Raw genomic sequence first — 26,656 nt, forward strand, 5'->3', positions numbered from 1 at the left:
GTGCCCGCCGGAACGGCTGCTAGACCTCTTCTACGGAACTGGGCTCTGCGCGAGACAGATCGATGCCCAGTTCTTCCGCAGCCGTGAAGACTGCGTCATCAGAGTCACGCATTTCGATCGTGGTTCCGTCGGTGGAAAGAACTTCCACGTTCAGGCACAACGACTGCATTTCCTTGATCAAGACCTTGAAGGACTCGGGAACGCCAGGCTCAGGGATGTTCTCGCCCTTGACGATGGCTTCGTAGACCTTCACACGACCATGGATGTCATCGGACTTGATCGTGAGGAGTTCCTGAAGCGTGTAGGCGGCACCGTAAGCTTCGAGCGCCCACACTTCCATTTCACCGAAGCGCTGGCCACCGAACTGAGCCTTACCACCCAGCGGCTGCTGCGTGATCATGGAGTACGGGCCGGTGGAGCGCGCGTGGATCTTGTCGTCCACCAGGTGGTGGAGCTTCAGGATGTACATGTAACCGACGGAGATCGGGTCCGGGAACGGCTCGCCGGAGCGGCCGTCGAACAGACGGGTCTTGCCGGAGGAGTCGATCAGGCGGTCGCCATCGCGGGTCACGTTGGTGGAGTCAAGCAGGCCCGTGATTTCTTCTTCGCGGGCGCCATCGAACACCGGGGTGGCAACGGTGGTCTGGCCGGTTTCACGGGGCAGGTTCGGGAGGTTCTTGACCCACTCCGGCTCGCCTTCGATCTTCCAACCGGTCTTGGCAACCCAACCGAGGTGGGTTTCCAGGACCTGGCCAACGTTCATTCGACCCGGAACACCAAGCGGGTTCAGGACGATGTCCACCGGGGTACCGTCTGCAAGGAAGGGCATGTCCTCGATCGGGAGGATCTTGGAAATAACACCCTTGTTGCCGTGACGGCCGGCGAGCTTGTCGCCGTCGGTGATCTTGCGCTTGGCTGCAACGTAGACGCGGACCAGCTGGTTCACGCCCGGGGGCAGCTCGTCGTCGTTGTCGCGGTCGAAGACGCGAACGCCGATGACCGTACCGGACTCGCCGTGGGGAACCTTCAGCGAGGTATCGCGGACTTCGCGGGACTTCTCACCGAAGATGGCGCGGAGGAGCCGCTCTTCCGGGGTCAGCTCGGTTTCACCCTTGGGGGTGACCTTGCCTACCAGGATGTCGCCTGCTTCAACCTCGGCACCGATGTGGATGATGCCGCGCTCGTCCAGGCCCGCCAGGACTTCCTCGGACACGTTCGGGATGTCACGGGTGATTTCCTCGGCACCAAGCTTGGTGTCGCGGGCATCGATTTCGTGCTCCTCGATGTGGATGGAGGAAAGGACGTCCTCAGCAACAATGCGCTGGGACAGGATGATGGCGTCCTCGAAGTTGTGGCCTTCCCATGACATGAATGCCACGAGCAGGTTCTTACCGAGGGCAAGCTCACCCTGGTCCGTTGCGGGACCGTCAGCGATGATGCCGCCAACCTCCAGGCGCTGGCCTTCGTTGACCAGGACACGGTGGTTGTAGCAGTTGCCCTGGTTGGAACGGGCGAACTTGTTGATGCGGTAGTTGGTCTCGGTGCCGTCGTCGTTGATCATGACAACGAGTTCAGCGGAAACCTCGGTGACCACACCGGCCTTCTTCGCGATGACAACGTCACCGGCGTCGACGGCTGCTGCACGTTCCATGCCGGTGCCCACGAAAGGAGCCTCGGAACGGACCAGCGGCACAGCCTGGCGCTGCATGTTGGCACCCATGAGTGCGCGGTTGGCGTCGTCATGCTCGAGGAACGGGATCAATGCCGTTGCCACGGACACCATCTGGCGCGGGGAAACGTCCATGAACTGAACGTCTGCAGCGGGAACCAGGACGGGCTCGCCTCCACCACCACGGGCACGGACAAGAACGGTCTCTTCGGAGAACTTCTTGTCGGCATCCAGCGGAGCGTTGGCCTGTGCGATCAGGACCTCGGCTTCGTCATCGGCCGTGAGGTACTGGACCTCGTCCGAGACAACACCGTTGGAAACCAAGCGGTAAGGGGTCTCGATGAAGCCGAACGGGTTGATGCGGCCGTAGGAAGCCAACGAACCGATCAGACCAATGTTCGGGCCTTCAGGAGTTTCGATGGGGCACATACGTCCGTAGTGGGACGGGTGAACGTCACGGACTTCCATGCCTGCGCGGTCACGGGACAGACCACCCGGGCCAAGTGCCGACAGGCGGCGCTTGTGGGTCAGACCCGAGAGCGGGTTGTTCTGGTCCATGAACTGCGACAGCTGGGAGGTTCCGAAGAACTCCTTGATGGCTGCCACAACGGGACGGATGTTGATCAGCGTCTGCGGCGTGATGGCTTCGACGTCCTGCGTGGTCATGCGTTCGCGGACGACGCGTTCCATACGGGAAAGACCGGTGCGGACCTGGTTCTCGATCAGTTCGCCGACGGCGCGGATGCGACGGTTGCCGAAGTGGTCGATGTCATCGATGTCGACGCGGAGCTCGTGGTCTTCGCCGTCGCGCTTGCCCATGATGGTCTTCTCGCCGGCGTGGAGCGCAACGAGGAACTTGATCATGGCAACGATGTCTTCAACGTGCAGGACCGAAGCTTCCTTGTCACCAAGGGAGCGGTCGATGCCGAGCTTGCGGTTGATCTTGTAACGGCCAACCTTGGCAAGATCGTAGCGCTTGGCGTTGAAGTACAGGTTGTCCAGCAGGGACTGGGCAGCCTCGACTGTGGGCGGCTCGCCCGGACGCAGCTTGCGGTAGATGTCCAGAAGCGCGTCTTCGCGGGTCTCGGTGGCGTCCTTCTCCAGCGTTGCGCGCATGGAGTCGTACTGGCCGAACTCTTCCAGGATCTGGCCTTCGGTCCAGCCGAGGGCCTTCAGGAGAACCGTGACCGACTGCTTGCGCTTGCGGTCAAGGCGTACGCCCACCTGGTCGCGCTTGTCGATTTCGAGTTCGAACCAGGCACCGCGGGACGGGATGATCTTCGCAGTGAAGATGTCCTTGTCACTGGTCTTGTCTGCAGTGCGCTCGAAGTAGGCGCCCGGCGAACGGACCAACTGGGAGACAACGACACGCTCGGTGCCGTTGACGACGAACGTTCCCTTCTCAGTCATGAGGGGGAAGTCGCCCATGAACACGGTCTGCTGCTTGATTTCGCCCGTGTTGTTGTTCATGAACTCGGCCTTGACATACAGCGGGGCCGAGTAGGTGGCGTCACGGTCTTTGCATTCGGCCATGGTGTACTTCGGGTCAGCGAACTCCGGCTCGGAGAAGCTCAGGGACATGGTGCCCTGGAAGTCCTCGATAGGGGAGATCTCTTCGAAGATGTCGGCAAGTCCGGAGGTGGTGGCGACGCTGAGGTCGCCCTCCTCGACAGCCTTCGCTACCCGCGCCTGCCAGCGTTCGTTTCCGACGAGCCAGTCAAAGCTGTCCGTCTGCAGGGCGAGAAGATTCGGAACATCAAGGGGTTCGTGAATCTTTGCGAATGAGAGGCGACGGGTGGCACCATCGGTGCTTGCCGTGTTAGCGGTTTCGTTATTAGAGGTGCTCGAGGCGACCAAGAGGGATCCTTCCACAGACCTTCAGGCGTTTTCAGATCTCCCCCGTTTGCATTCTGCAGAGTGCTCCGCAGGATACTTAATCCGGTTCCGCTATATGACCCGGACCCAGTCTGCGCATGGTTGTGCACGTTTCGGAACGGCACGTCAATGACGCAGCTGAGAGGTAAAGCCCACCGCTATATGAAGGCTGAAGGTTAACAGGGAAGACGCAAATATCTACAATACGGCAAAGCAGCCTTCCTGTCTACCCCAGATCGTCCGTGATTGCAAGCACCGTTGCCGCAGGCACCCAATGAAGGAAGTCCCGGCCACCCGGAATGCGCGGGCGGGCAGGATCGTTTAACGGTTAGTCACAAACACCGCGATAGCCTTGCTACACCATTCCCGGACCGGAAGAGAGACCATGAGCAACTCCGCTGACGACAATGACGTTGTCATCCTCGCCGCTTCCCGCACCCCGCAGGGTCGCCTCAACGGACAATTGGCGGGCTTCACCGCCGTCGAACTCGGCGCGCACGCCATCGGCGCCGCACTGGCGGCGAGCGGCGTAAAGCCCGAACAGGTTGACGCCGTCATCATGGGCCAGGTCCTCCAGGCCGGTGCCGGACAGAATCCGGCCCGCCAAAGCGCAATCGCGGCCGGCGTGGGCTGGAACATCCCGGCCGTGACCATCAACAAGGTGTGCCTCTCGGGTCTGACAGCGGTCATTGATGCCGCGCGTATGATCCGCAGCGGCGATGCCACCGTGGTGGTCGCGGGCGGCCAGGAGTCCATGACAAGGGCCCCGCACCTCCTCCCCGGTTCCCGCCAGGGCTGGACGTATGGCTCCATCCAGGCATTGGATGTTGCCGCCCACGACGGCCTCACCGACGCTTTCGACGGACAATCCATGGGTCTGTCCACGGAAACCAAGAACGTCACCCTGGGCATAGACCGCAAGGCCCAGGACGAGGTCGCGGCGGCTTCGCACCAGCGTGCCGCGGCTGCGATCGCGGACGGAATCTTCGACGTCGAAATTGCTCCCGTGAAGGTCAAACAGCGAAAAGGCGATCCACTGGTCCTCACCACGGACGAGGGTGTCCGCCCCAACACCACGGTGGAAACCCTCGCCCCGCTGCGGGCCGCCTTTGCGACGGACGGCACCATCACGGCGGGTAACTCCTCTCCCCTGTCCGACGGCGCCTCCGCACTCGTGCTGACCAGTCGCCGCTTCGCCCGGGACAACGGGCTGGAATACCTCGCCGTTGTCGGCAAGCCCGGGCAGGTTGCCGGGCCTGACAACTCGCTGCACTCCCAGCCGTCGAATGCGATCGCCCAGGCGTTGAAGCGTGCCGGGTGGACGGCCGAAGACCTCGACTTCATTGAAATCAACGAGGCATTCGGGTCGGTGGCGGTGCAGTCCCTCAAGGACTTGCGCTATCCCCTGGAGAAGTGCAACATCCACGGAGGAGCCATCGCTTTGGGCCATCCGATCGGAGCGTCCGGCGCTCGGCTTGCCCTGCATGCTGCCCATGAACTCAAGCGCCGGGGAACCGGCAAAGCCGCGGTTTCCCTGTGCGGCGGAGGCGGCCAGGGCGAAGCACTACTGCTGTACCGCGACTGATGGGCGGCATTGAGACTGAGGGTGCGGAGCGGTTCCTTGCCGACGCCGCCGCCCGCGGACTGGACGTCGACGTCGTCGAACGTCCCGCAGCGCGCAGCCTGGAAGAGGCCGCCACCATCCTGGGGATCAGGCCGGCGGACATTGTGAAGTCCCTGGTGGTCAAGCACCGGGACGGCAGCTTCCTCTTCGCTTTGATTCCCGGGGACCGCCAGATCTCCTGGCCCAAGCTGCGCGCGTTGGTGGGCGTCAACAAGTTGTCACTCCCACCCGCGGAGGTGGCGTTGGACGCCACCGGCTATGAACGCGGAACCATCACTCCCCTGGGCAGCACCACGGCATGGCCCGTGTACGCCGACGCCACGATTACGGGGCGGCGCATCTCCATGGGAGCCGGGGCACACGGCCGCAGCGCTTTTGTTGACGCCGATGCGCTGACCTCAGCCCTGGGCGCCGTCGTAGCGGACATCAGCGACCCTTCTTAAAGCAACGCGGGGTCACTTATGGCCGGTAAATCCCCTTGGGATGGGCCATAAGTGACCCCGCGTTGCTGTTTAACGCAGGAAGCCCCGCCCGGCGAACCGGACGGGGCTTCCAAAGCAAAACGAGTTACTTGAGGGTAACCGTTGCGCCAGCTTCTTCGAGCTGAGCCTTTGCCTTCTCTGCGGCTTCCTTGTTGGCGCCTTCGAGAACAGCCTTCGGTGCGCTGTCAACCAGGTCCTTGGCTTCCTTGAGGCCGAGGGAGGTGATGGCGCGAACTTCCTTGATCACTGCGATCTTCTTGTCGCCAGCAGCTTCGAGGATGACGTCGAAGTCAGTCTTCTCTTCAGCAGCTTCAGCAGCACCGCCGGCAGCGGGGCCAGCAACTGCAACAGCAGCAGCCGTAACTTCGAAGGTCTCTTCGAAGAGCTTGACGAACTCGGAGAGCTCGATGATGGTCAGTTCCTTGAAAGCTTCAATGAGCTCTTCGTTGCTGAGCTTCGCCATGGTGGCGTCCTTCCATTAGTTGGTGCAGGTCCGGACGATGCCGATCCATACACCAGAGTTTGTTTGGGGGGAGAACTTAGTTCTCTTCGGTTGCAGCTTCAGCGGCTTCGGCCGGAGCCGCAACCTCTTCAGCAGCAGCCTCTTCGGCCGGGGCTTCATCAGCGGCCGGTGCAGGTGCGCCGCCCTCTTCTTCAAGCTTGAGGCGCAGAGCGTCGATGATGCGGGCAGCAGCAGATGCGGGAGCCTTGAGGACACCAGCAACGCGTGCAAGCTGCAGTTCGCGGGACTCCAGGGCTGCCAGTGCGGCAACTCCTGCTGCGTCCAATGCCTTGCCTTCGAAGACGCCGGTCTTGATAACCAGCTGCTTGTTGGCCTTGGCAAAGTCCGTCAGGCTCTTGGCAGCAGCAACAGCGTCACCCTTGATGAAGGCGATTGCAGTGGGGCCGGCAAGCTGATCGTTGAATGCTTCAACTCCAGCTTCCTTGGCTGCAATGGCGCTCAGGGTGTTCTTGACGACCGAGAACTTGGTGTCCTGGCCGAGCGCAACACGCAGTTCCTTGAGCTGTGCAACAGTGAGCCCGCGGTATTCGGTCAGGACAGCCGCGTTCGATTCCTTGAAATCGTTGGTGATCTCCGCAACTGCGGAAACCTTGCTAGGCGTTGTCATAACCCTCCTTCCGGGGAATAAAGCCGGTCTTCCGGGTCCCCGCTCACGAGAGCTAAAACTAAAAACGCCCCGCGCAGATGCACGGGGCTTGGCTCAACACGGTTCGATCCGTGGAGACTAGCTTCGTTCACCTGCGCCGGCCGCCCTATGTTCAGGGTCCTTCGTCAAGGAATTCACTTTGTTCTCAGGGGCGTGGCTGCAGAATTGAGCTGTGCTCGAAAGAGTGGATTCCCATCAACCGACGGTCTTTGGTACTTCAAGGTTACGGGACAGTGTGCGGCAAACCAAATCGGGGCGCGGCAGTACAGCTCGCGGTTGCCCCTATTCGGAGACTGTCGGCCCCTTATCCCGGCCCGGCAGTTCCTTCTGCCACAGTCCGGTGATGCCGGCCGTCGTGAACCCCAACTGCTTGTTGACAGTCAGGAGGTAACGGTTTTCCGGCGCGTTCCAGGTGTAGATCACTCTTGCGTCCGGAAACTGCTCGCTGAGCCGTTCCATGTTGGCCACTTTGATGAGCAAACCCAGTTTGTTTCCGCGGTGCTCCTGGAGGACCAGGGTGTCGTCCTGGAAGACCACGTCCTGGCGGTGGGCCAGGACACTGATGGTGGTCAGGCCCACCAGCTTGCCGCTCTCAAGATGCTCGACGGCGGTAACCACCGTGCGCCGTCCCTGCGCCAATGCGGCGTCTTCAGTTTCCCGAAGGACGGCGGTGTCGAAAACCATTCCGCTCGCTTCAACCTCGGGAGCATCGTCCTCGGCATCGTCACGCACAACCTCGCCTGCTGCGTTTTCCAACGCGGCAACAGCATCCAGCCAGGCGTCCGGGCAGCGGTCCGTCCAGTGGTGGAGGGCATAGCGGCCCCCGTTGGCTTCCTCCGCTTCCAGCTGGAGGTCAGCTACGAGCTGGGAGTCCAGGGGAAGGATGCAGGAGCTGAACTGTTCGATGTGCTGGAGTGTGTAGCCGGCTCTCTTGGCGAAGTCCACCTCCCTGCTGCTGACAGGGACAAATCCGGCCCCGCTGCCCGGAATCAGCTGGTCCTCTGGTACCTCCGTCAGGGACGTTGCAGGGTGGTTGGTGTCCACCAGGATCATGGTCCGGCCTTCGGCGCGGGCCAGCTGTTCGGCGGCCTCCAGCAGTTGCCGTCCGACTCCTTGCCCTTGGTACTCGGGAAGGATGTCCAGGGTGAATTCGGCCAGGTCCATGTTGTCAGCCAAGGGCAAGGCGATGTCCACGACACCGACGATGGCGCCTTCGACCTTGGCAACCAGGATGATCTGGCGTTCATAGGGATCGGAAAATTCCAGCAGCTTTTCCAAGGGCGTGTAGGCGAGGTCGTCGCTCCCCCACGTTTCCATGCGCACCCGGCGTCCGACTTCCACGGCGTCCAGGAAATCGGCGGCCTCAGGGCTGTCCAGGGTGTCAGGCACCCACAGCTGCCCGACCTGAACGGTACCCGTCTCGTCTACAGTCATCCCAGCCGTTTCTGCCATTCGCCTTCAAAGCCGGACGGCTTGAATCCAAGGGCGATATTTATGGCTAGCATATGCTGGTTTTCAACGGCGTTCCATGTCATGACCGACGTGGCGTCCGGCCAGAGTTCCTGTGCGCGGCGAAGGTTGCCGGTTTTCACCAGCATCCCTAAACCGTGTCCCCGGTGCCCGGGAGCCACCAAGGTGTCCTCTTGGTAGATCACCGCCGGCGCCTCTTCACGGTGCGTCAGGACCGTATAGGCGGCCAGCTCCCCCGTAGCGTCGTGGCGGGCTGCGCACACGGCGGACTCCACACCGCTGGCTTGCCAGGTGGCTTCCTCCCGGCGGACCCGGGCAGCGTCCCACACCTCGCCTTCCCACCCGAGGCCCGCGATGGGAACCTCTGTGCTCATGAGGCTCTTGAGGCGGGCGAAAGCGCCCACGAGGTGGTCCGGGCAACGCGACTTCCAGCCCAGGACGCTGTAGCCCGCCGAGCGTCTCAAGGCCTCCGCTTCCAGGACCCCAAGCGATTCCCCGGAAACGGGAAAGGCAAGCGTGCTGTTCGTTTCGACCTGCTCCAACGAGTAACCGTGGCGGAGGGCAAAGCGTGTGGATGCCGCGTCCAAAGGCACACCGCCTGAGCCGGACTTGGCCTCCAACAACTCCACGCCGGCCTCGACGGGCGCGATGGGTTCTCCGCAGTATGCATCGAACGAAACCCGCCCGCGGCCACTGGCCAGTTCCTCCAACAGGGCCAGGATCCGGGATCCAAAGCCACGGCGCCGGAAGGGCGCGTCGACAAGCACGTCCACACCCGCCGTCGTCGTGTTTTCACTCAGGGGCAGCGTCAAAGTGCCGCAACCCACCACCTCACCATCGAGGCGGGCCAGATGGACCTGGCGCTCTTCGTATTCATTTCCCTGCCAGAAAAGGACGGCCTCGGCCAGGGTAGCGCAGCGGTCCAGGTTGCCCCACAGTTCCATGGCGTGGACGACGTTCAGTTGGTGAAAGGCCTGGAAGTCAGGGGCATCTGCGGCGTCCGGACTCGTGGGAACACGGATCCGTTCCACGGTCAATCCGGAAGGCCCTGAGATGTTCGACGACGTCACGCACCACAGCCTACGGCCCGCCTCCCGCGCGGAACAGACGGAGACAAGAAAACAGGCTGGAAGCGAATGCAGGCAGGGACAGAAAAAGGACCGCCCGGCAAAAGCCGGACGGTCCTTTTCAGAGCCAGTGCTCGCGAAGCTTACGCGTCGGTGAGAACCTTGGTGACGTTCGGGTCAACGGTGATGCCCGGGCCGAACGTGGTGGCAACGGTAGCCTTCTGGATGTAGCGGCCCTTGGAAGCGGACGGCTTCAAACGAAGCACCTCTTCCAGTGCTGCTGCGTAGTTCTCAGCCAGCTTGGTGGCGTCGAAGGACACCTTGCCGATGATGAAGTGAAGGTTGGAGTGCTTGTCGACGCGGAAGTCGATCTTGCCGCCCTTGATGTCGTTGACAGCCTTGGTGACGTCCGGGGTAACCGTGCCGGTCTTCGGGTTCGGCATGAGGTTACGCGGGCCGAGAACCTTACCGAGGCGGCCAACCTTGCCCATGAGGTCAGGGGTTGCCACTGCGGCGTCGAAGTCGGTCCAGCCGCCGGCGATCTTTTCGATCAGGTCATCGGAACCAACGAAGTCGGCGCCGGCAGCGATTGCTGCTTCAGCCTTGTCGCCGGTTGCGAAAACGAGGACGCGGGCGGTCTTACCGGTGCCGTGGGGCAGGTTGACGGTGCCACGAACCATCTGGTCGGCCTTACGCGGGTCAACGCCCAGGCGGAAAGCGACCTCAACGGTTGCGTCGAACTTGGAAGGGTTGGTGTCCTTCGCGAGGGTGATGGCCTCGAACGGGGCGTAGACCTTGTCTGCCTCGATCTTGGCTACGGCTGCCTCATATGCTTTGCTGCGCTTTGCCATGCTGCTGTTTCTCCTTGTGCAGTTGTGGTCTGCGGACCGCGCTGGGCCCTGCCACAGTCGGGGATCCGGCAAGGATCCTGCGACATTTCAATGTTTCAGATACCGGTTGCCCGGCGGGTGAAGGCCACGATAGGCCTTCGAGGGTTCTAGCCTTCGACCGTGATGCCCATGGAGCGGGCGGTGCCGGCGATGATCAGGGCAGCAGCCTTGATGTCGTTGGCGTTCAGGTCTTCCATCTTGGTGGAAGCAATTTCCTCAACCTGTGCCTGGGTCAGCTTGGCAACCTTGACGGTGTGCGGGGTAGCCGAACCCTTGGCGACGCCTGCAGCCTTCTTGATGAGCTCTGCAGCCGGCGGGGTCTTGGTGATGAAGGTGAAGGAACGGTCCTCGTAGACCGTGATTTCAACCGGGATAACGTTTCCGCGCTGGGATTCCGTTGCAGCGTTGTACGCCTTGCAGAATTCCATGATGTTGACACCGTGCTGGCCAAGTGCAGGACCGATCGGCGGGGCCGGGTTAGCGGCACCTGCCTGGATCTGCAGCTTGATGAGGCCGGTGACCTTCTTCTTGGGAGCCAATGTAGGGTCCTTCTCTCAATAGCTTCCTGGGACACAGGAGCGCGTCCCAGGTTGGTGGCCGCCATGGCGAGGCGGCCGGCCGCTCCCGAACTGCTAAGCAGGCAGGACAGGAGCGAAATTTTGGAATCAGCTAGATCTTGGTGACCTGGTTGAATGCGAGCGTCACCGGGGTTTCGCGCTCGAAGATCGAGACCAGAACCACCAGGGTCTGGGACTCGGGCTTGATTTCGGAGATCGTTGCCGGAAGGGTCTCGAACGGACCTTCCTTGACGATGACCGACTCGCCGACCTCGAAGTCGACGGCCACGGGGGCCTGGTTCTGCTTGTTGACCGGCTTGCCCTGCTCTGCCTGCTCTTCTTCGAAGACCGGGGCGAGCATGGAGAAGACCTCGTCAAGGCGGAGCGGGACCGGGTTGTGGGCGTTGCCCACGAAGCCGGTAACACCGGGGGTGTGACGGACGGCGCCCCACGAGGCGTCGGTCAGGTCCATGCGGACCAGGACGTAACCGGGGATGCGGACGCGGTTGATAACCTTGCGCTGCGCATTCTTGATCTCGACGACCTCTTCCATGGGCACCTGGATCTCGAAGATGTAATCTTCCATGTCCAGGGTCTGGATGCGGGTCTCAAGGTTGGCCTTGACGCGGTTTTCGTAACCGGCGTAGGAGTGGATGACGTACCAGTCACCCTCCTGGCGGCGCAGCTTGGCCTTGAACTCCTCCGCGGGATCAGCAGGCGCTGCTGCAGCAGCGGCAGCCAGCTGGTCGCCGTCGGACTCTTCCGCGGTCTCGACGTCGGCAGCCTCGCCGGACGCGTCATCGGACTCTTCATCCACGTCGGACTCGAAGTCCTCTTCGGAATCCTCAGAGTCGACGTCGGCAGATTCGGGCGCAGCGGAATCGACCTCGGACTCTTCCGCGACAATTGCCGTGGCGTCGGCTGAGTCCTCGGCGGATTCGCCCAGCTCAGTCTCGTTTACCTCGAGCTCCTGCTCAGACACTTGGTCTCCTGCTTCCTCATTGCCTAACATGCCTATTTAAATGGCTCAATTCCGCAAACCCCGCAAAATTCCCGGCGAACCAAGGGATTTCACACAGTTTGCGGACAGATCCGCTTAGCGGTCCGTAGCGCCTGACCCACCGAAGACCCAGCTGACTCCCGTGCCGAAGGCGAGATCCAGAAGGGTGACGATGACCATCATGATGACCACGAACACCAGCACCACGAGCGTGTAATTGATCAGTTCCTTGCGGGTGGGTGCAACGACCTTCTTCAGCTCGCCGATGATCTGGCGTACGAAGAGTGCAATACGGGCGAAGAAGCCGCGATCGGCTTTCTTGGCGGGACGGCCCTTCGAGCTGCTGGCAGCTGTTTCGGTCACCTGGTCCTCACTCACCTTGCAAAGTCGTTGACCCGACTCTGATCAGAGCCATGGTTGCTGCGCGTGCCCCGGCGTTTCCGCCGGAACAGCTTGCGCAGGGCAGACAGGACTCGAACCTGCAACCTGCGGTTTTGGAGACCGCTGCGCTACCAATTGCGCCACTACCCTATGGATCGAATCCATGTTTCAGGCCGCACTTCAGCCTGTGATGCTTTTCAACACCGGTGAACCAGTCTACGCAAGAATTTCGCGATAGTCGAACCGGCCTTGTTCCGGACCTCCCTGTCCCCTTTTCGGCCTGTGACCAGCATTATCAGTCACAAAGCCGGGTGGGCACGCGGGAGCTCCGCAGAACAGCATAAGGTAGTTTACGTCGAATCCCATCATCCAGCCCACGAGCTGCCTGCGAAGAACGGTACATAGATGTCTGCCGGAACAACTGCCGCCCGCATTTCACAGCGAATCTCAGCCATTGCCGAGTCCGCCACCCTTGCCGTTGACGCCAAGGCCAAGGCACTGAAGGCCGCGGGTCGTCCCGTGATTGGTTTCGGTGCCGGCGAACCGGATTTCCCCACCCCCGACTACATCGTCCAGGCAGCCATCGAGGCAGCCGGGCAGCCGAAGTACCACCGCTATTCCCCAGCTGGCGGGCTTCCGGAGCTGAAGAAGGCCATCGCGGATAAGACCCTCCGCGACTCGGGCTACAAGGTCGATCCCGCCCAGGTCCTGGTGACCAACGGCGGCAAGCAGGCCGTGTACAACACCTTTGCCACCCTGGTGGATCCGGGCGACGAAGTCATCATCCCCACCCCGTTCTGGACCACCTACCCGGAGGCAATCCGCCTGGCCGGCGGCGTGCCCGTCGAGGTTTTCGCCGGGCCGGAGCAGGGCTACCTGGTGACCATCGAGCAGCTTGAAGCAGCTGTCACGGACAAGACCAAGATCCTCCTGTTCGTTTCCCCCTCCAACCCGACCGGCGCCGTCTACAGCCCGGAACAGGTTGCGGAGATCGGCAAGTGGGCGGCATCCAAGGGCCTGTGGGTCGTCACGGACGAAATCTACGAGCACCTGACCTACGACGGCGTCCAGTTCACCTCCATCGCCACGGCCGCTCCGGAGCTTGGCGACAAGGTGGTCATCCTCAACGGCGTTGCCAAGACCTATGCCATGACCGGCTGGCGCGTCGGCTGGATGATCGGCCCTGCCGACGTCATCAAGGCCGCTACCAACCTGCAGTCGCACGCCACGTCCAACGTCTCCAACATCATGCAGATCGCAGCCGCCGCTGCCCTCACGGGTCCGCTGACCGCCGTCGACGAAATGAAGGTGGCCTTCGACCGGCGCCGCAAGGCGATCGTCGCCGGACTCAACGCGATTGACGGCGTTGAATGCCCGACGCCGACCGGCGCCTTCTACGTGTACGCGGACGTCCGCGGTCTGCTGGGCAAGGAATTCGAAACCTCGAACGGCCCGGTCCGGCCGAGCACCTCTGCTGAACTCGCCGCGCTCATCCTCGACGAAGTCGAAGTAGCCGTGGTTCCGGGCGAGGCGTTCGGCCCCTCCGGCTACGTCCGCCTTTCCTACGCATTGGGCGACGACGACCTCGCTGAAGGTGTCCGCCGCATCCAGGAATTCCTGGGCAAGGCCAAGTAGCAAGCAGCCAACGCAAACGCTCTTCCACCGTGACAGGTGGAAGAGCGTTTGCGTTTAAGGCTTGGGATGTGAGCAAGCGTTGGGAAATCCCCCGCGGGATGTGAGCAAGCGTCAGAGGAGGCGTCGCTCCGCTGCCCACTTGGTGAGTTCGTGGCGGCTGGAGAGCTGGAGTTTCCGCAGGACGGCTGAGACGTGCGTTTCCACTGTCTTGATGGAGATAAACAGCTCCTTGGCAACTTCCTTGTAGCTGTATCCCCTGGCGATGAGCCGCATGACTTCGAGTTCCCGGGCGGAGAGCTTGTCCAGTTCATCATCCGCGATGTCCGCCGGAGCCGTTCCGAAGGCGTCCAGCACGAATCCTGCGAGCCGGGGAGAAAACACGGCATCTCCATCGGCAACCCGGATCACGGCGTCGGAAATTTCCTTGCCGGAAATGGTCTTGGTGACGTAACCGCGGGCGCCGGCCCGGATCACCGAAACCACGTCCTCCGCGGCGTCGGACACGCTCAGGGCCAGGAAACTGGTGGTACCCAGCAAGGCGGACGAACCGGCGATGACCTCGCGGCCGCCGCCGCCCAGGCCACCGGGAAGGTGAACATCCAGGAGCACTACCTCGGGGCGGGTCTCGGCGATTACTGCGATGGCCTGCTCCACCGTTCCGGCTTCGCCCACTACGTCCATGCGTGCGTCAAGATCGGCCTTCAGCCCGGACCGGAAAATGGTGTGGTCATCCACGATCACCACCCGCACAGTGCGTCCCGGACCACCATCAGGATTGATCGTCATTGCTTCATTTCTCCGTTCCGGACTTCACTGTTTCGAGCCTCACTCATGAAAGCTTCACCTTTCCGCTGCTCATTCGCCTCCGAAGGTGCTGACGGAAGGGCCAAGCGGACTTCCGTGCCGTCGCTGCTGCTGTTGATGACCGCGGTTCCACCGTGCCGTTTCATCCGGCCGATGATTGATTCCTTGACGCCCAGGCGATCGTCGGGCACAGCGTCAAGGTTGAAACCGGGGCCGCGGTCCTTGATGAAGATCTCAGTGTTGCCGTCGGTGCTCTCAAGGTAGACCGATACCGTCCCGCCACCGTGCCGTGCCGCGTTGAGCATCGCTTCCCTGGCCGCCTGTACCAGGGCCTCGTGCCGTTCCGTCATTTCGGTATCGCCCACGGTGACCACTTCCACCGCATTGCCGTGGGAGTCCTCCACTTCGGCTGCGATCGCCTTGATCCGTTCAGCCAGGAGGCCCGTTTCCTTGGCGGGGTCGCTGAAGAGCCAGGTCCGGAGTTCGCGTTCCTGCGCACGTGCCAAGCGGACCACGTCCTGTTCGGATCCCGCCCGCCGCTGGATCAGTGCGAGGGTCTGGAGCACTGAGTCGTGCAGATGGGCGGCGATTTCAGCGCGCTCGGTCTCCCGGACACGGCCGGCCCGCTCTGTTTCGAGGTCCTTCCAGAATTTCAGCCCCCAGGGCAGCAATACCAAGGCAACGCCGCCCAGGACAGCCACGGAGGCCAGCAGGGCAAGCCAGGTCTGTTCCCAGGAACCCGAACCGGACACCATCACCAGGACGCCTGCCACAACCAGCGCCAGGCCCGCTGCGAGACGGACCCAGCCACCGGCTTGGTCGGCCTTCGTCTTGTCCACCAGGCCGGCCCTGCGGGTTTCGTCCAGCTGCATCCAGGCAATCGCCGCACCACCGAGGATGGCTGCTGCCGGAATCAGAGTGCCCAAGGGGACGTCGACCCCGAATTGGCGGGCGATCAGAATGGCAGCAACCAGAAGCAGCGCGGCACCGAGGAGGATCTCCTTGCCGTATTGAATCTTCCGGAACGAGAACCACGATGCCAGGGCGCTGCCGTCCCACCAACCTCCGGGCGGGTTTGCGCCTGCGTCCGGAGCTGTTGCGGCGGGACCTGTGGCTCCGGTGGCCGCCGACCCGCCGCCCGGAGCACCAGCCACCGCCGGTCCGCTGAAAGCCGCCGGTGCGGCGCCGGCGTCGTACGCCCTTGGCGCCCGGGCGGTGTCAATGCTTCCAGGGGCCACAGGCGGCAGGCTCACGGCAGGAGCAATGGGCGACGCCGGTCGGCGGGCATTGCGCTTGGCGTTCTCGTCCGCGGTGGGAACCATGGTCCACAGCCACGCATAGAACGCCACACCTGCCCCGCCGGCAAAACTGGCCAGCACCATGCCAAGCCGCACAAACTTGACCGGCCACCCCAGGTGATCCGCCAGGCCGCTGCAGACGCCCGCGATCATGCGGTCGCTGCTGCGGACCAGCGGGGGGCGTTCAACGGCGGTTCTCATGTACCAATCCAAGCACGGATCAGGGTTCCCCGAACCGGATTCCGGCAGGGTCAGGGGCTCTCTCAGGGATCATTCAGGGTATCCCCCAGTAGAGGGCATGTGGGCCCGGGCGGCAGGATCGAAGTATGAACGCGAACAGCATGAATCCAGAGGAACCCGGAACGTCCGGCACCGCCGGCCCGTCCGGCTCCAGCGGCACCGCCGGCCCGTCCGGCTCCAGCGCATCCACCGGAGCTTCCGGATCACCTTCCGGGGCGTCGGACCAGCCCACTGCCGGAGCGTCTGCCGGCACTGGCCCTGCTGCCGGGACCTACGCGCCGGCGGAGGACGCTCCCCAGGCGCCCCAACAGAACTTCTTCGATTGGATCCGGGACCAGGGCATCCGCCGTGGACCTGACCGTTGGATCGGCGGGGTTGCCAGTGGTGTAGCCCACCGGTTCGGCATTGATCCGTTGATCGTGCGCGGAATCTTCATTGTCCTTGCGCTCTTCGCCGGTGTCGGGGTCCTCCTCTACGGCATCGCGTGGGCACTCCTGCCCGAACCTGATGGCCGGATCCACGTCCAGGAGGCAGGCGCCGGACGGTGGTCGGGTGGAATGACAGGTGCTCTGATCACGGTCATCATCGGACTTCCAAGCCTGGGCCGCGGTTTCTGGGGATGGGGCTGGAACGGGCTTCCCGGCCTGTTCTGGACGCTTTTCTGGATGGGCGGTGTCTTCTACCTCATCTACTTCCTGGTCCAGCGGAACAAAGCGTCGAAAGGAGCCGCGCCCATGAGCCCGCAGAACTACGCGGCCGCACCTGGCGGAACCGCAGCGTACGGTGCTCCGGCCTCCTACCCGGCCACGGGAACCAATGCCGGCGTACCTGTCTACGGTCCGGGCACGCCTGCGGGATCACGCAGCGGAGCTTACAGTCCGGGCAATTACGGTTCCGGGCCGACCCCTCCTTCAGGTCCGCGTCCTCCGTTCGGCCCCACTCCCCCGCACGGCCCTACTCCGCCGCAGGGGTGGGAACAAAAACCGGCCACACCCAAACGCAAGGGACCCGGCGCGGCCATCGTCGCAGTGTCTGCCGGTGCAGCGCTCCTGGCCGGCGGCACGTTGAAGGCGCTCGACGCCGGCAACGTCATTGATCTGGGCAACACCGCCAACGCCGTGGTGTGGGCAACCGGTGCTGCCGTGCTGGGCCTGGGCATCCTGGTCGCGGGACTTCGGGGACGGACATCCGGCCTCCTGGGCTTCCTGGCCGTCGTAGCCCTGATCGTTGGCGGAATCTTCAATGTAGTTCCCCGGAATGGCGATCGCTGGACCTTCCACGACGTCAACTGGGCACCGACAAGCCTGGAACAGGCACGCCAAGGCATTAGCGTCACCGGAGCCAAGGGAACTGTGGACCTGAGCAATGTCACCACCACGCCGCCGCTGATCTCCGAGGTCCTGGTCCCTGTGGACGCAACCGCCAGCAACGTCACGGTCATCATCCCGGACGATGTTCCCGTGGAGGTCAAGGCAGACATGACTTTCGGCAACCTCAACGAACGCGGCGCAGACCGCGGTGGCCGGCTCCAGGACGACAGCACCCTCTACAACACCGGCAAACCCGGGGCCAACCTCGTAGTGGAAATCGACGGAACCTTCAGCAACGTGACCATCAAGGAAGGAAACTGACATGAGCACGAACGAGCCCTTCACGACCCCCGGATCTCAGCCCACCGAGCCACTGCCCAAGGAAACCCGCCCTACGGAAGCCCTGCCGAAGCCCGGTCTCCAGCCGATCCCCCTCACACCGCCTTTGGAGCCCAGCTTCCGGGTGGAACACCAAGAGGAGGACGAACCCAGGCAGGCCCGCATTGGAACCGTAGTGTGGGGTCTGATCGTGGTGGCCCTGGCGGCACTGATCATCATCTCCACTCTTGGCTGGGTGTCATTGAACGGTACCTATGTGCTGATAGGCCTGATGATCGGAGCCGGGGCCGCACTGGTGGTCGGCGGACTCCTCTCGGCCCGTAAGGGCTCCGCGAAATCCAAGAGCCCTGCCCCGTGATCCACCCGATCCATCCGATCCACGTGACAAAGCAACCACAACAGGGAAGTGTGTAGCCATGGACAAGTTCTTCAGCATCGTCAGGGGCTTCGGCCTGAAGCGGGGACCACAACGCTGGCTGGGTGGCGTGTGCGGAGGCATCGCCGCGAAGCTCAGGGTAGATGTGGCTTACGTCCGGGTGGCCTTCCTGCTCTTCTGCCTGCTCCCCGGGCCGGCAGTGGTGGTGTACATCCTCGGCTGGCTCATCCTTCCGGACCAGAACAACAAGATCGCCCTCGAATCCTTCATCAGCCAACGCTCCCGGTAACCATTCGGGCAAACCTGCCGAACCCGGACAGAACATGAAGCGCCCCGCCGGCCCGGCGGGGCGCTTTTCGCTGATTTCGGCCATGTTTCCAGCACCGCACATCCGTGCTCGAAGGTAACCGTTTGTGTCCTACCCCACATGCCCGTCTACAATCATGGGGAGCTCAGCGTGGCGCTCTTGCACGTATTCCTCCAAGCCATGAGTGAGCAAACATGAAAATTGGCATTCTTACCAGCGGTGGCGACTGCCCCGGACTCAACGCAGTGATCCGGGGAGCAGTCCTCAAAGGCATTGCCATCCACGGCCAGGAATTCGTCGGCTTCCGCGACGGCTGGCGCGGTGTGGTTGAAGGCGATGTCATAGACATCCCCCGCACCATGGTCCGCGGTATCGCCAAGCAAGGTGGAACCATCCTGGGTACTTCCCGGACGAATCCGTTCGAAAACGGCGGCGGTCCGGATGTCATCAAGGCCCACATGGAACGCCTGGGCATTGACGCCATCATCGCCATTGGAGGTGAGGGAACCCTGGCTGCGGCCAAGCGCCTCACCGACGCCGGCCTGAAAATCGTTGGCGTGCCCAAGACCGTGGACAACGACCTCGATGCCACTGACTACACCTTCGGCTTCGACACCGCAGTCCAGATCGCGACCGAAGCCATCGACCGGCTCCGCACCACTGGCGAGTCGCACCACCGCTGCATGATCGCGGAGGTCATGGGACGGCACGTTGGCTGGATTGCCCTCCACGCGGGCATGGCAGCGGGCGCCCACGCGATCCTGATTCCGGAGCAGAAAGCCAGCATCGAACAGATCACGGAGTGGGTACAGGAAGCCCACGACCGTGGCCGCGCCCCTTTGGTGGTTGTGGCGGAGGGCTTCGTCCCGGACCACATGGAATCCCCGCACTCCGAGCGCGGCCTGGATACTTTCGGCCGCCCCCGTCTGGGTGGCATCGCCGACCAGCTGGCCCCCGAGATCGAGGCCCGTACAGGCATTGAAACCCGTGCCACCATCCTCGGCCACATCCAACGCGGTGGCGTGCCTACGGCCTACGACCGCGTCCTGGCTACCAGGCTCGGCATGGCTGCCATCGACTCCGTGGTCGAAGGCCGCTGGGGCACCATGGTTGCCCTCAAGGGCACGGATATCTCGCACGTGGGCTTCGAGGAAGCCCTCGGCAAGCTCAAGACCGTGCCGCAGCACCGCTACGACGAAGCATCGGTCCTGTTCGGCTAGGCTGAATCCATGACTCTGGAGCCCACGTCCGCTGCAATCATCCAGCTGGCGTGGGCTCGCCATTTGGGGCTCGACGACGACGCTTTCGCCGGCGCCGCTGCCGCACTCGCCCCTGAAGGGACTGCTCCGGGCGACCCCGACGCCAGGATCATCCGCGTTGACGAATCAGCCCGGGCGCTGGTGTTCCTGCGGCTGTTCGGCGTGTCGGCCCTGGTGGGTCCGCAGTGGGCAATGGACGCGGCGGAGGGAATCCCCGATACCGAGTTGGCCCAGCACGTGACATTGTTGACGCTGACGCGGTCGCACGGTGGGCACGGACTTGGCTCGTCGGCCCTGTTCTTCGCAGATGATCTTCCCCTGCAGCAGCCGTCCGAAGACCTCACGGTTTCCCACGGCAATCCCGAGGCCATCAGCCTGGAAGGTCTATGCCCTCCCGACGATGTGAATGAAGTGGGACTCCAAAACCTGGAGCACCGCTTCACCATCATGCATCCGGAAGAGGAGCAACCCACCCCTGTGGCCTGCGGCGCCTACTCCGAGTGGGAGGGAATCCTGGCCAACATGGGAGTGCTGGTGGCTCCCCCGTGGCGCAGGCGCGGAATCGGAAGGTTGGCTGCTTCGATCGCCGCCCACGAAGCACTTGCTGCCGGACTGACCCTGCAATGGAAGGCAGATGTGAGCAACACCGGAGCACTCGCGATGGCCCGCAGCCTTGGCTTCGCCACGGGCGGGCTTCACGCGAGCGTGCTCCTCGGCTGATTCCGCCCGGAGTTTTGTCCAGCCAATGCCCTTCGGGGAGTCTCCCCCAGGGCATCAGCCGGACAAAGACTCCACGCTTAGCGCTGGAGTTCGGCGTCGGCCGTTTCAGCCTGGGCAGGAGCCTTCGCGCCCCAACCGGAAACGGACTTCGGTTTGCCGAAAAACAGAGCGACGACGGCGCCCAGCAGGATCGCGAAGGCCGGCAGCATGATGGACTGGCTCATCGCCGTCGAGAATCCCGCGTGCAGGAACTCCGGCAAAGTGCCGCCCATGGAGACCTCGCCGACCGGCGCGCCTGCTGGTGCGGCCGGGAGCTCAGCCGCCAGGCGTGACTGGATCAGGGCAGCGATCGCAGCCGAACCCAGCACGGCACCGATCTGGCGCGTGGTGTTGAAGACGCCCGAGCCGGCACCGGCCTGGCGCGGTTCCAGGTTGCGGGTGGTGGCGTTGGACACTGGCCCCCAGATGAAGGCATTGGCAACACCCTGCAAGGCGCTGGGCAGCAGGAACATCCAGATGGGAGTGTCCGGGCCCAGCAAGGAAGCGGTCCAGAACAGGGCTCCGGAGAGGCAAAGCAGGCCGAAGGACGCGAACCATCGAGGGTTGGCCCGGTCGATCAGCTTGCCCACGAAGGGCGCCAGGGCACCTGAGATCACTGCCATGGGGATCATGAGCAGGGCCGACTGGGTCGGCGTCAGGCCCCGGACTGTCTGGTAGTAGAAGATGGTGGGCAAAGGGAACGCTGTCACCGTGAAGCCGACTGCCATGATGGTGGTGTTGCCCAAGGAGAAGTTGCGTTCCTTGAACAGTCCCAGGGGAAGCAGCGGTTCACCTCCGCGGCGTTCGAGGATCCACTGCCAGAGGACAAAGACCACGAGAACCGCGAGACCGGTGATGATCAGGCCCCACACCGAAATGAACCCAGTCACAGTGCCCCACTTGTAGGTCTGGCCTTCCTGGATTCCGAATACCAGCAGGAACATGCCGACGGCGGAAAGCAGCACGCCCAGAACGTCGAAGGAGTGGCTGTGCGTGGTCAGTTTGGGTACGAACCGCATGACCAGGATGAAAGCCACAAGACCGATCGGGACGTTGACGAAGAAGATCCACTCCCAGCCGAGGCTGTCGACCAGCACGCCGCCCAGGATGGGGCCCACCAGTACGGCCATGCCTGCAGTGGCTCCCCACAGGCCCATGGCGGCACCGCGCCGGTCCGGCGGGAAGATACGCGTGATGACGGCCATGGTCTGGGGAGTCATCATGGCGGCACCGAGTCCTTGCACCGCCCTGGCAGCGATCAGCATGGTCACGTCGCCGGAAAGGCCGCACCACAGCGAGGCCAGGGTAAAGACCACCAAGCCGATGAGGTACAGGTTCTTGGGTCCGAAGCGGTCACCAAGCCTGCCGGTGATGAGAAGGGGTACTGCATAGGCCAGCAGGTAGGCGCTGGTGACCCAGATAACGGCGTTGATGTCAGTATTGAGGCCTTCCATGATCCGCGGATTCGCGACCGACACAATGGTGGTGTCGATGAGGATCATGAAGAAGCCAACCACGAGTGACCACAGTGCGGGCCATGGCTTAGCTATGTTTTCCAAGGGATTCCTTTGGCTTGTTTGAAAGTCCGGTGAGGGCAGGGCGGGGTTCATCCCAAGGCAGCTGCCCGGTGCCCAACTCCTCAAGGAGACCGCGGATCCACGCGATCTCGGTTCGAAGCATGGCTTGCTGATAAGTGATGTCGATCCAGTATTTGCGGTCCAGCCCCTTGGCCGTCACGGCCTCCTGGGCATGGACCAGGAAGTCGAGGTCGGCGTTCAAGGCGACCAGCCGGTCCTCCAGGAGGCCTGTCACCACCTCCGCGGGGAGGTGGTGCGCTTCGGCAATGGCATGGGGAAAGACAGGGTATTCGTTGACGGGAGCAGCGAGCATGGCCTGGAGCCGCGCGTCCAATGCCGCATGTCCAGCCTCCGTAATCCGATAGGTGGTCCGCTCGGGGCGGTTGCCTTCGCGCTCCGTCCCTGTCGCCTCCACGAGTCCGTGTTCCTCAAGCCGTCCGACCGCGTGATAGAGCGTGCCCGGACGGACCTTGACCAACCGGTCCTCGTGACGGGCCATCAGTACTTGGTACATCTCGTAGGGATGCATGGGTTGCTCGGCGAGAAGCGCCAATGACGCAACGCCCAACGGCGTCAACTCAGCACTTTTGGCCACAGCCTGCTCCTCCCACCAAGAATATTCCACAACAACTATTCCACGTGGAGTAATCAGGTGCAAGTAAACCCCGGCTGCTGCTGCGGCCGGGGTTTACCTGGAAAGCCCGGTCAGCCCAGGAGGGCCAGGATTTCCGTGCGGGCGAACATCGAGGCGGCGTCGCGCGCGCTGGGCGTACCGGCGTCGGGATCCGCTCCCGCATCCAACAGGGCCCTGGCGACCCCCGTGTATCCCTTGAAAACGGCGCCTGCGAGAGGCGTCTGTCCGCGGTCGTTCGCAGCGTTGACATCGGCACCATGGTGGATGATCAACTGCACGGCGTCCTCATGTCCGTGGTAGGCCGCGAGCATCAACAGCGAATCCCCTGCCGCGTTGGTGAGGGTGGCGGGGGCTCCGGCGTTCAGATAGCCCCGCAGCAACTCCGTGTTTCCCTCACGGGCGGCGTCGAACAGGGCATGGGCCAGAGCCAGCGTCTCCTCATCGGGGCCTGTCTGGTCGTTTGTGGCAGCAGGGCCATCGCTTGGGGTCATCGGTGGGGTCCCTTCAGGAATCCAGTCTGGCGCCCGACAACCTGTCCGGCGTCGGGGGCGACGATCACTTCCTGGGCTGCGATGTAAGGCTCCTCGCCGTCCATCACCGTGAGGGTTTCCTCCGCGGAAACGGACCGCTTGATCACGGCCAACGCCACAGGGCCCATCTCGAAGTGCTGCGCCACCGATGTCAGAGTACCCACCTTGCGTTCCCCGGCAAATACAACACTGCCCACAGCCGGCAAGGTGTGCTGGGAACCATCGAGCTGAAGGAACACCAGCCGCCTCGGCGGGTGCCCGAGATTGTGGACCCGGGCGATGGTTTCCTGGCCCTTGTAGCAACCCTTGTTCAGGTGCACCGAGGTGCGCAGCAGATCCAGTTCATGCGGAATCGTCTTCTCGTCGGTCTCCGCGCCCAGACGGGGCCGCCAGGCAGCCACCCTCAACGCGTCCGCTGCCATGGCGCCGGCCAGCGGGAGGCCCTCCACCGCGGTCTCGAGCTCAGCTGCGGGAACAAGGAATTCGTACCAGGGCCGCTCCAGCCCGGGGTGGGATTCCTCCGGCACGATGCTGTACGCGTAACCCCCAAGACCCACGTGCGGCCACGGATCCTCCCACACAAGGCGGGAGGAGAACTGCTCCAGCGGTTTGGTGGCCCCCACCACGGCCCACTGCTCCGAGACGTCGTCGATCTCCACCCGGAGCATGAACTTCATTTTGTTCAGCCAGTCAGCCAGGGGCGCCGCTTCGGCCGCTTCGACGATCAGCCAGGTGGTCCCGCCGTCGTCAATTACGCGGGCGTCGAACTCGATGCGCCCTTGGACGCTCAACAACAAAAGTTCGCTGGAGACGCCCGGCTGCAGGTTGGTGAGCTGCTGGGAGGACAGCGTGTTCAGCCAGCTCAGGCGGTCCGGTCCGGCCACGGTCACCACGCCGCGGTGGGACAGATCCACGACGGCGGTGCCCGCTGCCAAAGCGCGCTGCTCACGCAACGGTTCGCCGTAGTGTGCCGCGACGCCTTCGTCCAGACCGGTATCTTCAACGGCGCCAGGGCGCGACAACAGAGGGCTCTTGTAAGTCATATGTAGTAGAAGTCCTTGCGGCTCAGGGGTATTCCGGGTTGGGCAATATTTCGCTTCAGCGGTACTCCGGGTTATCAAAATCGAACCGGGTGCCGGCCTTCCACTCTTCGGGCAGGTTGCCGTAGGCGGGAATGCCCCCGGCATCACGCAGGAGCTTGGCCATATGGAGCAGGTTCCAGGTCATGAAGGTGGTGTTCCTGTTAGTAAAATCACTCTCCGGGCCACCGGATCCTTCGTCCAAATAGCTGGGTCCCGGTCCCACAGCACCGATCCAGCCGGCATCGGCCTGGGGCGGAATGGTGAAACCGATGTGCTGGAGACTGTAGAGCACGTTCATGGCACAGTGCTTGATGCCGTCCTCGTTGCCGGTGATCAGGCAACCGCCCACCTTGGGGTAGAAAGCCCACTGCCCCTTGCTGGTCAGCTCACCGGAGTGGGCATACAGCCGCTCAATGAGTTTCTTGGTCTGGGAGGAGTTGTCGCCCAACCAAATGGGACCCGCAACCACCACGATGTCAGCGTCACGGACAGCGGGATAGAGTTCCGGCCATTCGTCTGTCTTCCAGCCGTGTTCACGCATGTCCGGATAGACGCCGCTGGCGATGTCGTGGTCCACGGTGCGGATAAGGCGTGTCGTGACGCCTTGCTTTTCCATGATGTCCCGGCTGATCCGGATCAGGCCATCGGTGTTGCTGAGCTGCGGTGAGGGCTTCAGGGTGCCGTTGAAGAAGACGGCCTTAAGGCCCTCGTAGCCGCCTGGTTTGGGGTGATCGGTCACTTTCTGCTCCTTCTGCCTGGCGTGCTGCGCGGAACGTACGGTGAACCCTTTGGGTCAGGAAACCTTGTGCAGGAACGCCGATGCGTGGGCTTCGAGGGTCTTGCCGTTGGCTGCGACATCCCAGCGCCACAGGAGGTTGCCGTCCACCAAGCCGAAGATCCGGGTGGCTGCAGTGTATTCCTTGGAGTGGCTCCCGCGCATCACCATGTCGGTGCTCAGCTGGATCTGGGGTCCCTTGATCTGGCCGTAGTAAAGCTCGGTGATGCCGCCGGGGTGGGCGATCGAGACGGAGATATCGAATCCGCCGTCCTTGTTGCGGCGCTCTTCGACTTCATCTGCCGTTTTGAGAACGGGGACGATGTCCGCCGGGATCAGTCCAGGTCCGCCGTCGCCTTCCTCAAGTTTCCGCTCCAACGCCCAGAACCCGGTCTCCACTGTCAACGGACGCAACTTTGCGCCGGCGTCGTCGCTGATCCAGGTCTCGGCCCGGTATTGCAGGTACGGCAGGCCGTTGTGGGTGAACGAAACGTGCTGGACGAAATGTTCCGAATCCTCGTCGCCGCTGCCGAGCCGGCCGCGGCCCTCCCACTCACCAATGAGCCAGGAAAGGGGAACGAGTTCGGGCGTCAGATCTGTGGGGATCTCAATAGGCACAACAGTTACCTCGGTTGGGCTGCAGAACCAGAAAGCTTACTTCTGGCCCTTGAAAAGGCGGTAGACAACAAATCCTGCAAACCACGCCATGGCGATGCTGGCCAGGCCAAGGAGAACGAGGAAGAAGATTTCAAATGCGAGTACAGACATGATGCAATCCTAACCGCTAGTAGATGAGTAGTTTGTCTATGAAGTAAGCCAAGGCGCCCACGGCCCAGACCGGGGCCACGCCCATTCCAACAGCTGCAGGAATGTTAAGCCTCCCCCGCCTGAGGGTGGTCATGCGGCGGAAACACACCAGTACCGAACCCACCACGACACCCACCAAGGCAGCGGGCAGCACAGCGATGTCCGAGAAAACGAGGCCGGCGAGGGGACCCATGAGGCCCGCCATGACCACTCCGAGCGGCGCCACGATGCGGTCCGGCCAACGGATGATGCCTACCAACAGCGCAACGGCTGCGCTCAGGCCGGCAACGAGGACCATTTCCCTGACGCCGTTGAACCTGGCACCGGCTATCCAGCCTGCGCCCAGGCAGTTGAGCAGCACGCCGGCACTGCAGCCAAGGGTTGACTCCAGGCGTTGGGCCTGGCCCGTGCCCCGGACGAGTTGGACAATGAAGACGGCCATCACGCCAAGGGCAACAAAAGCCGGAGTTCCGTCAAGGAAGCCAGGGGCAGGCAGGTACGCGGCAGCTACTGCCGATCCCGCGCCGGCCAGTCCAATGACAGCTGCCAGCGTCTTCTTGGCCGGAACTCCCAGGAAATGCGGCCAGCCGATGCCTACTGCTGCAGACGCCGCGATGCCCACGCCAACCATGGCTTCCCGGGAAACGAAGGTGCTGGCCACGATGGCTGCGAGCGCCACGAGTCCGAATACCCCGATGCTCCAAGACTTCACTGTGTGCCCGACCTCAATCCGATGCGCC

At 63.0% G+C, this 26,656-nt stretch carries 26 protein-coding genes and 1 tRNA gene; 8 read left to right on the forward strand and 19 right to left on the reverse strand.

Translation table 11 applies throughout. The features are described from left to right. Nucleotides 1-19: 19 nt before the first annotated feature. A complete protein-coding gene (rpoB, locus tag PYR64_RS13585) occupies nucleotides 20-3,526 on the reverse strand; it encodes a DNA-directed RNA polymerase subunit beta (RefSeq protein ID WP_026267008.1) in 3,507 nt (1,168 codons plus the stop codon). A gap of 403 nt (nucleotides 3,527-3,929) precedes the next feature. Here rpoB and PYR64_RS13590 point away from each other — a divergent pair, with 403 nt between their 5' ends. Both PYR64_RS13590 and PYR64_RS13595 read left to right on the forward strand, forming a co-directional pair. Next, a complete protein-coding gene (locus PYR64_RS13590) occupies nucleotides 3,930-5,129 on the forward strand; it encodes an acetyl-CoA C-acetyltransferase (RefSeq protein ID WP_018776693.1) in 1,200 nt (399 codons plus the stop codon). Further along, nucleotides 5,129-5,611, forward strand: a complete 483-nt coding sequence (locus tag PYR64_RS13595; RefSeq protein WP_275775700.1) for a YbaK/EbsC family protein — start codon at nucleotides 5,129-5,131, stop codon at nucleotides 5,609-5,611. Before PYR64_RS13590 ends, PYR64_RS13595 begins: the two co-directional genes overlap by 1 nt. A gap of 124 nt (nucleotides 5,612-5,735) precedes the next feature. Here PYR64_RS13595 and rplL read toward each other — a convergent pair whose 3' ends face one another. The 9 genes from rplL to PYR64_RS13640 form a co-directional block, all read right to left on the reverse strand. After that, nucleotides 5,736-6,113 (reverse strand): 50S ribosomal protein L7/L12, encoded by a 378-nt coding sequence (rplL, locus tag PYR64_RS13600; protein ID WP_018776695.1) that lies wholly within the window; start codon nucleotides 6,111-6,113, stop codon nucleotides 5,736-5,738. A gap of 76 nt (nucleotides 6,114-6,189) precedes the next feature. Continuing rightward, a complete protein-coding gene (rplJ, locus tag PYR64_RS13605) occupies nucleotides 6,190-6,780 on the reverse strand; it encodes a 50S ribosomal protein L10 (protein ID WP_018776696.1) in 591 nt (196 codons plus the stop codon). A gap of 321 nt (nucleotides 6,781-7,101) precedes the next feature. Further along, nucleotides 7,102-8,253, reverse strand: coding sequence for a GNAT family N-acetyltransferase (locus PYR64_RS13610; protein ID WP_039242552.1), 1,152 nt, complete (start codon nucleotides 8,251-8,253; stop codon nucleotides 7,102-7,104). Beyond that, a complete protein-coding gene (locus tag PYR64_RS13615; RefSeq protein WP_189075259.1) occupies nucleotides 8,250-9,359 on the reverse strand; it encodes a GNAT family N-acetyltransferase in 1,110 nt (369 codons plus the stop codon). The genes PYR64_RS13610 and PYR64_RS13615 overlap by 4 nt, the downstream gene beginning before the upstream one ends. A 140-nt stretch (nucleotides 9,360-9,499) precedes the next feature. After that, nucleotides 9,500-10,207: a 50S ribosomal protein L1 gene (gene rplA / locus PYR64_RS13620; protein ID WP_018776699.1), complete on the reverse strand. Its 708-nt coding sequence runs from the start codon at nucleotides 10,205-10,207 to the stop codon at nucleotides 9,500-9,502. 146 nt (nucleotides 10,208-10,353) lie between these two features. Then, nucleotides 10,354-10,785, reverse strand: a complete 432-nt coding sequence (gene rplK, locus PYR64_RS13625; RefSeq protein ID WP_011775609.1) for a 50S ribosomal protein L11 — start codon at nucleotides 10,783-10,785, stop codon at nucleotides 10,354-10,356. A 130-nt stretch (nucleotides 10,786-10,915) separates the two neighbouring features. After that, nucleotides 10,916-11,785 (reverse strand): transcription termination/antitermination protein NusG, encoded by an 870-nt coding sequence (gene nusG, locus PYR64_RS13630; RefSeq protein ID WP_018776700.1) that lies wholly within the window; start codon nucleotides 11,783-11,785, stop codon nucleotides 10,916-10,918. A gap of 114 nt (nucleotides 11,786-11,899) precedes the next feature. Further along, nucleotides 11,900-12,181, reverse strand: a complete 282-nt coding sequence (gene secE, locus PYR64_RS13635) for a preprotein translocase subunit SecE (protein WP_026267011.1) — start codon at nucleotides 12,179-12,181, stop codon at nucleotides 11,900-11,902. 80 nt (nucleotides 12,182-12,261) lie between these two features. After that, a tRNA-Trp gene (locus PYR64_RS13640) sits at nucleotides 12,262-12,334 on the reverse strand. Nucleotides 12,335-12,589: 255 nt separating this feature from the next. Between PYR64_RS13640 and PYR64_RS13645 the strand changes: the two genes are divergently transcribed. After that, nucleotides 12,590-13,819, forward strand: a complete 1,230-nt coding sequence (locus PYR64_RS13645) for a pyridoxal phosphate-dependent aminotransferase (RefSeq protein ID WP_018776702.1) — start codon at nucleotides 12,590-12,592, stop codon at nucleotides 13,817-13,819. 111 nt (nucleotides 13,820-13,930) lie between these two features. Here PYR64_RS13645 and PYR64_RS13650 read toward each other — a convergent pair whose 3' ends face one another. Both PYR64_RS13650 and PYR64_RS13655 read right to left on the reverse strand, forming a co-directional pair. Continuing rightward, the gene (locus PYR64_RS13650; RefSeq protein ID WP_018776703.1) at nucleotides 13,931-14,605 is read right to left on the reverse strand and encodes a response regulator transcription factor; all 675 of its coding nucleotides are present in this window, start codon (nucleotides 14,603-14,605) and stop codon (nucleotides 13,931-13,933) included. Next, on the reverse strand, nucleotides 14,602-16,122 hold the full coding sequence (locus PYR64_RS13655) for an ATP-binding protein (protein ID WP_064721586.1): 1,521 nt from the start codon (nucleotides 16,120-16,122) through the stop codon (nucleotides 14,602-14,604). The genes PYR64_RS13650 and PYR64_RS13655 overlap by 4 nt, the downstream gene beginning before the upstream one ends. A 125-nt stretch (nucleotides 16,123-16,247) precedes the next feature. Here PYR64_RS13655 and PYR64_RS13660 point away from each other — a divergent pair, with 125 nt between their 5' ends. The 5 genes from PYR64_RS13660 (at nucleotide 16,248) to PYR64_RS13680 (ending at nucleotide 20,472) form a co-directional block, all read left to right on the forward strand. After that, the gene (locus PYR64_RS13660; RefSeq protein WP_275775707.1) at nucleotides 16,248-17,792 is read left to right on the forward strand and encodes a PspC domain-containing protein; all 1,545 of its coding nucleotides are present in this window, start codon (nucleotides 16,248-16,250) and stop codon (nucleotides 17,790-17,792) included. A gap of 1 nt (nucleotide 17,793) precedes the next feature. Continuing rightward, nucleotides 17,794-18,168, forward strand: coding sequence for a hypothetical protein (locus PYR64_RS13665; RefSeq protein WP_055971654.1), 375 nt, complete (start codon nucleotides 17,794-17,796; stop codon nucleotides 18,166-18,168). Between the two features lie 58 nt (nucleotides 18,169-18,226). Then, nucleotides 18,227-18,475: a PspC domain-containing protein gene (locus PYR64_RS13670; protein ID WP_018776707.1), complete on the forward strand. Its 249-nt coding sequence runs from the start codon at nucleotides 18,227-18,229 to the stop codon at nucleotides 18,473-18,475. A gap of 212 nt (nucleotides 18,476-18,687) precedes the next feature. Beyond that, nucleotides 18,688-19,713: a 6-phosphofructokinase gene (locus tag PYR64_RS13675; protein WP_018776708.1), complete on the forward strand. Its 1,026-nt coding sequence runs from the start codon at nucleotides 18,688-18,690 to the stop codon at nucleotides 19,711-19,713. Between the two features lie 9 nt (nucleotides 19,714-19,722). Further along, nucleotides 19,723-20,472 carry a GNAT family N-acetyltransferase gene (locus tag PYR64_RS13680; RefSeq protein WP_018776709.1) on the forward strand — a complete coding sequence of 250 codons (750 nt, stop codon included), beginning with the start codon at nucleotides 19,723-19,725 and terminating at the stop codon, nucleotides 20,470-20,472. Between the two features lie 77 nt (nucleotides 20,473-20,549). Here the strand turns inward: PYR64_RS13680 and PYR64_RS13685 are convergent, their stop codons facing one another. From PYR64_RS13685 to PYR64_RS13715, 7 genes are all read right to left on the reverse strand, one after another. Continuing rightward, nucleotides 20,550-22,070 carry a DHA2 family efflux MFS transporter permease subunit gene (locus PYR64_RS13685; RefSeq protein ID WP_055971651.1) on the reverse strand — a complete coding sequence of 507 codons (1,521 nt, stop codon included), beginning with the start codon at nucleotides 22,068-22,070 and terminating at the stop codon, nucleotides 20,550-20,552. Continuing rightward, on the reverse strand, nucleotides 22,054-22,683 hold the full coding sequence (locus tag PYR64_RS13690) for a PadR family transcriptional regulator (protein ID WP_079580759.1): 630 nt from the start codon (nucleotides 22,681-22,683) through the stop codon (nucleotides 22,054-22,056). Before PYR64_RS13690 ends, PYR64_RS13685 begins: the two co-directional genes overlap by 17 nt. Nucleotides 22,684-22,793: 110 nt before the next feature. Beyond that, nucleotides 22,794-23,213 (reverse strand): ankyrin repeat domain-containing protein, encoded by a 420-nt coding sequence (locus PYR64_RS13695; protein ID WP_018776712.1) that lies wholly within the window; start codon nucleotides 23,211-23,213, stop codon nucleotides 22,794-22,796. Then, nucleotides 23,210-24,295 carry a folate-binding protein gene (locus tag PYR64_RS13700; RefSeq protein WP_275775713.1) on the reverse strand — a complete coding sequence of 362 codons (1,086 nt, stop codon included), beginning with the start codon at nucleotides 24,293-24,295 and terminating at the stop codon, nucleotides 23,210-23,212. Before PYR64_RS13700 ends, PYR64_RS13695 begins: the two co-directional genes overlap by 4 nt. 55 nt (nucleotides 24,296-24,350) lie before the next feature. Beyond that, on the reverse strand, nucleotides 24,351-25,073 hold the full coding sequence (locus PYR64_RS13705; RefSeq protein WP_039242420.1) for a flavodoxin family protein: 723 nt from the start codon (nucleotides 25,071-25,073) through the stop codon (nucleotides 24,351-24,353). Nucleotides 25,074-25,127: 54 nt separating this feature from the next. Next, a complete protein-coding gene (locus PYR64_RS13710) occupies nucleotides 25,128-25,727 on the reverse strand; it encodes an FABP family protein (RefSeq protein ID WP_018776715.1) in 600 nt (199 codons plus the stop codon). Nucleotides 25,728-25,893: 166 nt separating this feature from the next. Beyond that, the gene (locus PYR64_RS13715) at nucleotides 25,894-26,628 is read right to left on the reverse strand and encodes a hypothetical protein (protein ID WP_018776717.1); all 735 of its coding nucleotides are present in this window, start codon (nucleotides 26,626-26,628) and stop codon (nucleotides 25,894-25,896) included. Nucleotides 26,629-26,656: the final 28 nt, after the last annotated feature.

Source organism: Paenarthrobacter sp. Y-19 (assembly GCF_029223985.1).
Classification (GTDB): Bacteria; Actinomycetota; Actinomycetes; order Actinomycetales; family Micrococcaceae; genus Arthrobacter; species Arthrobacter nicotinovorans.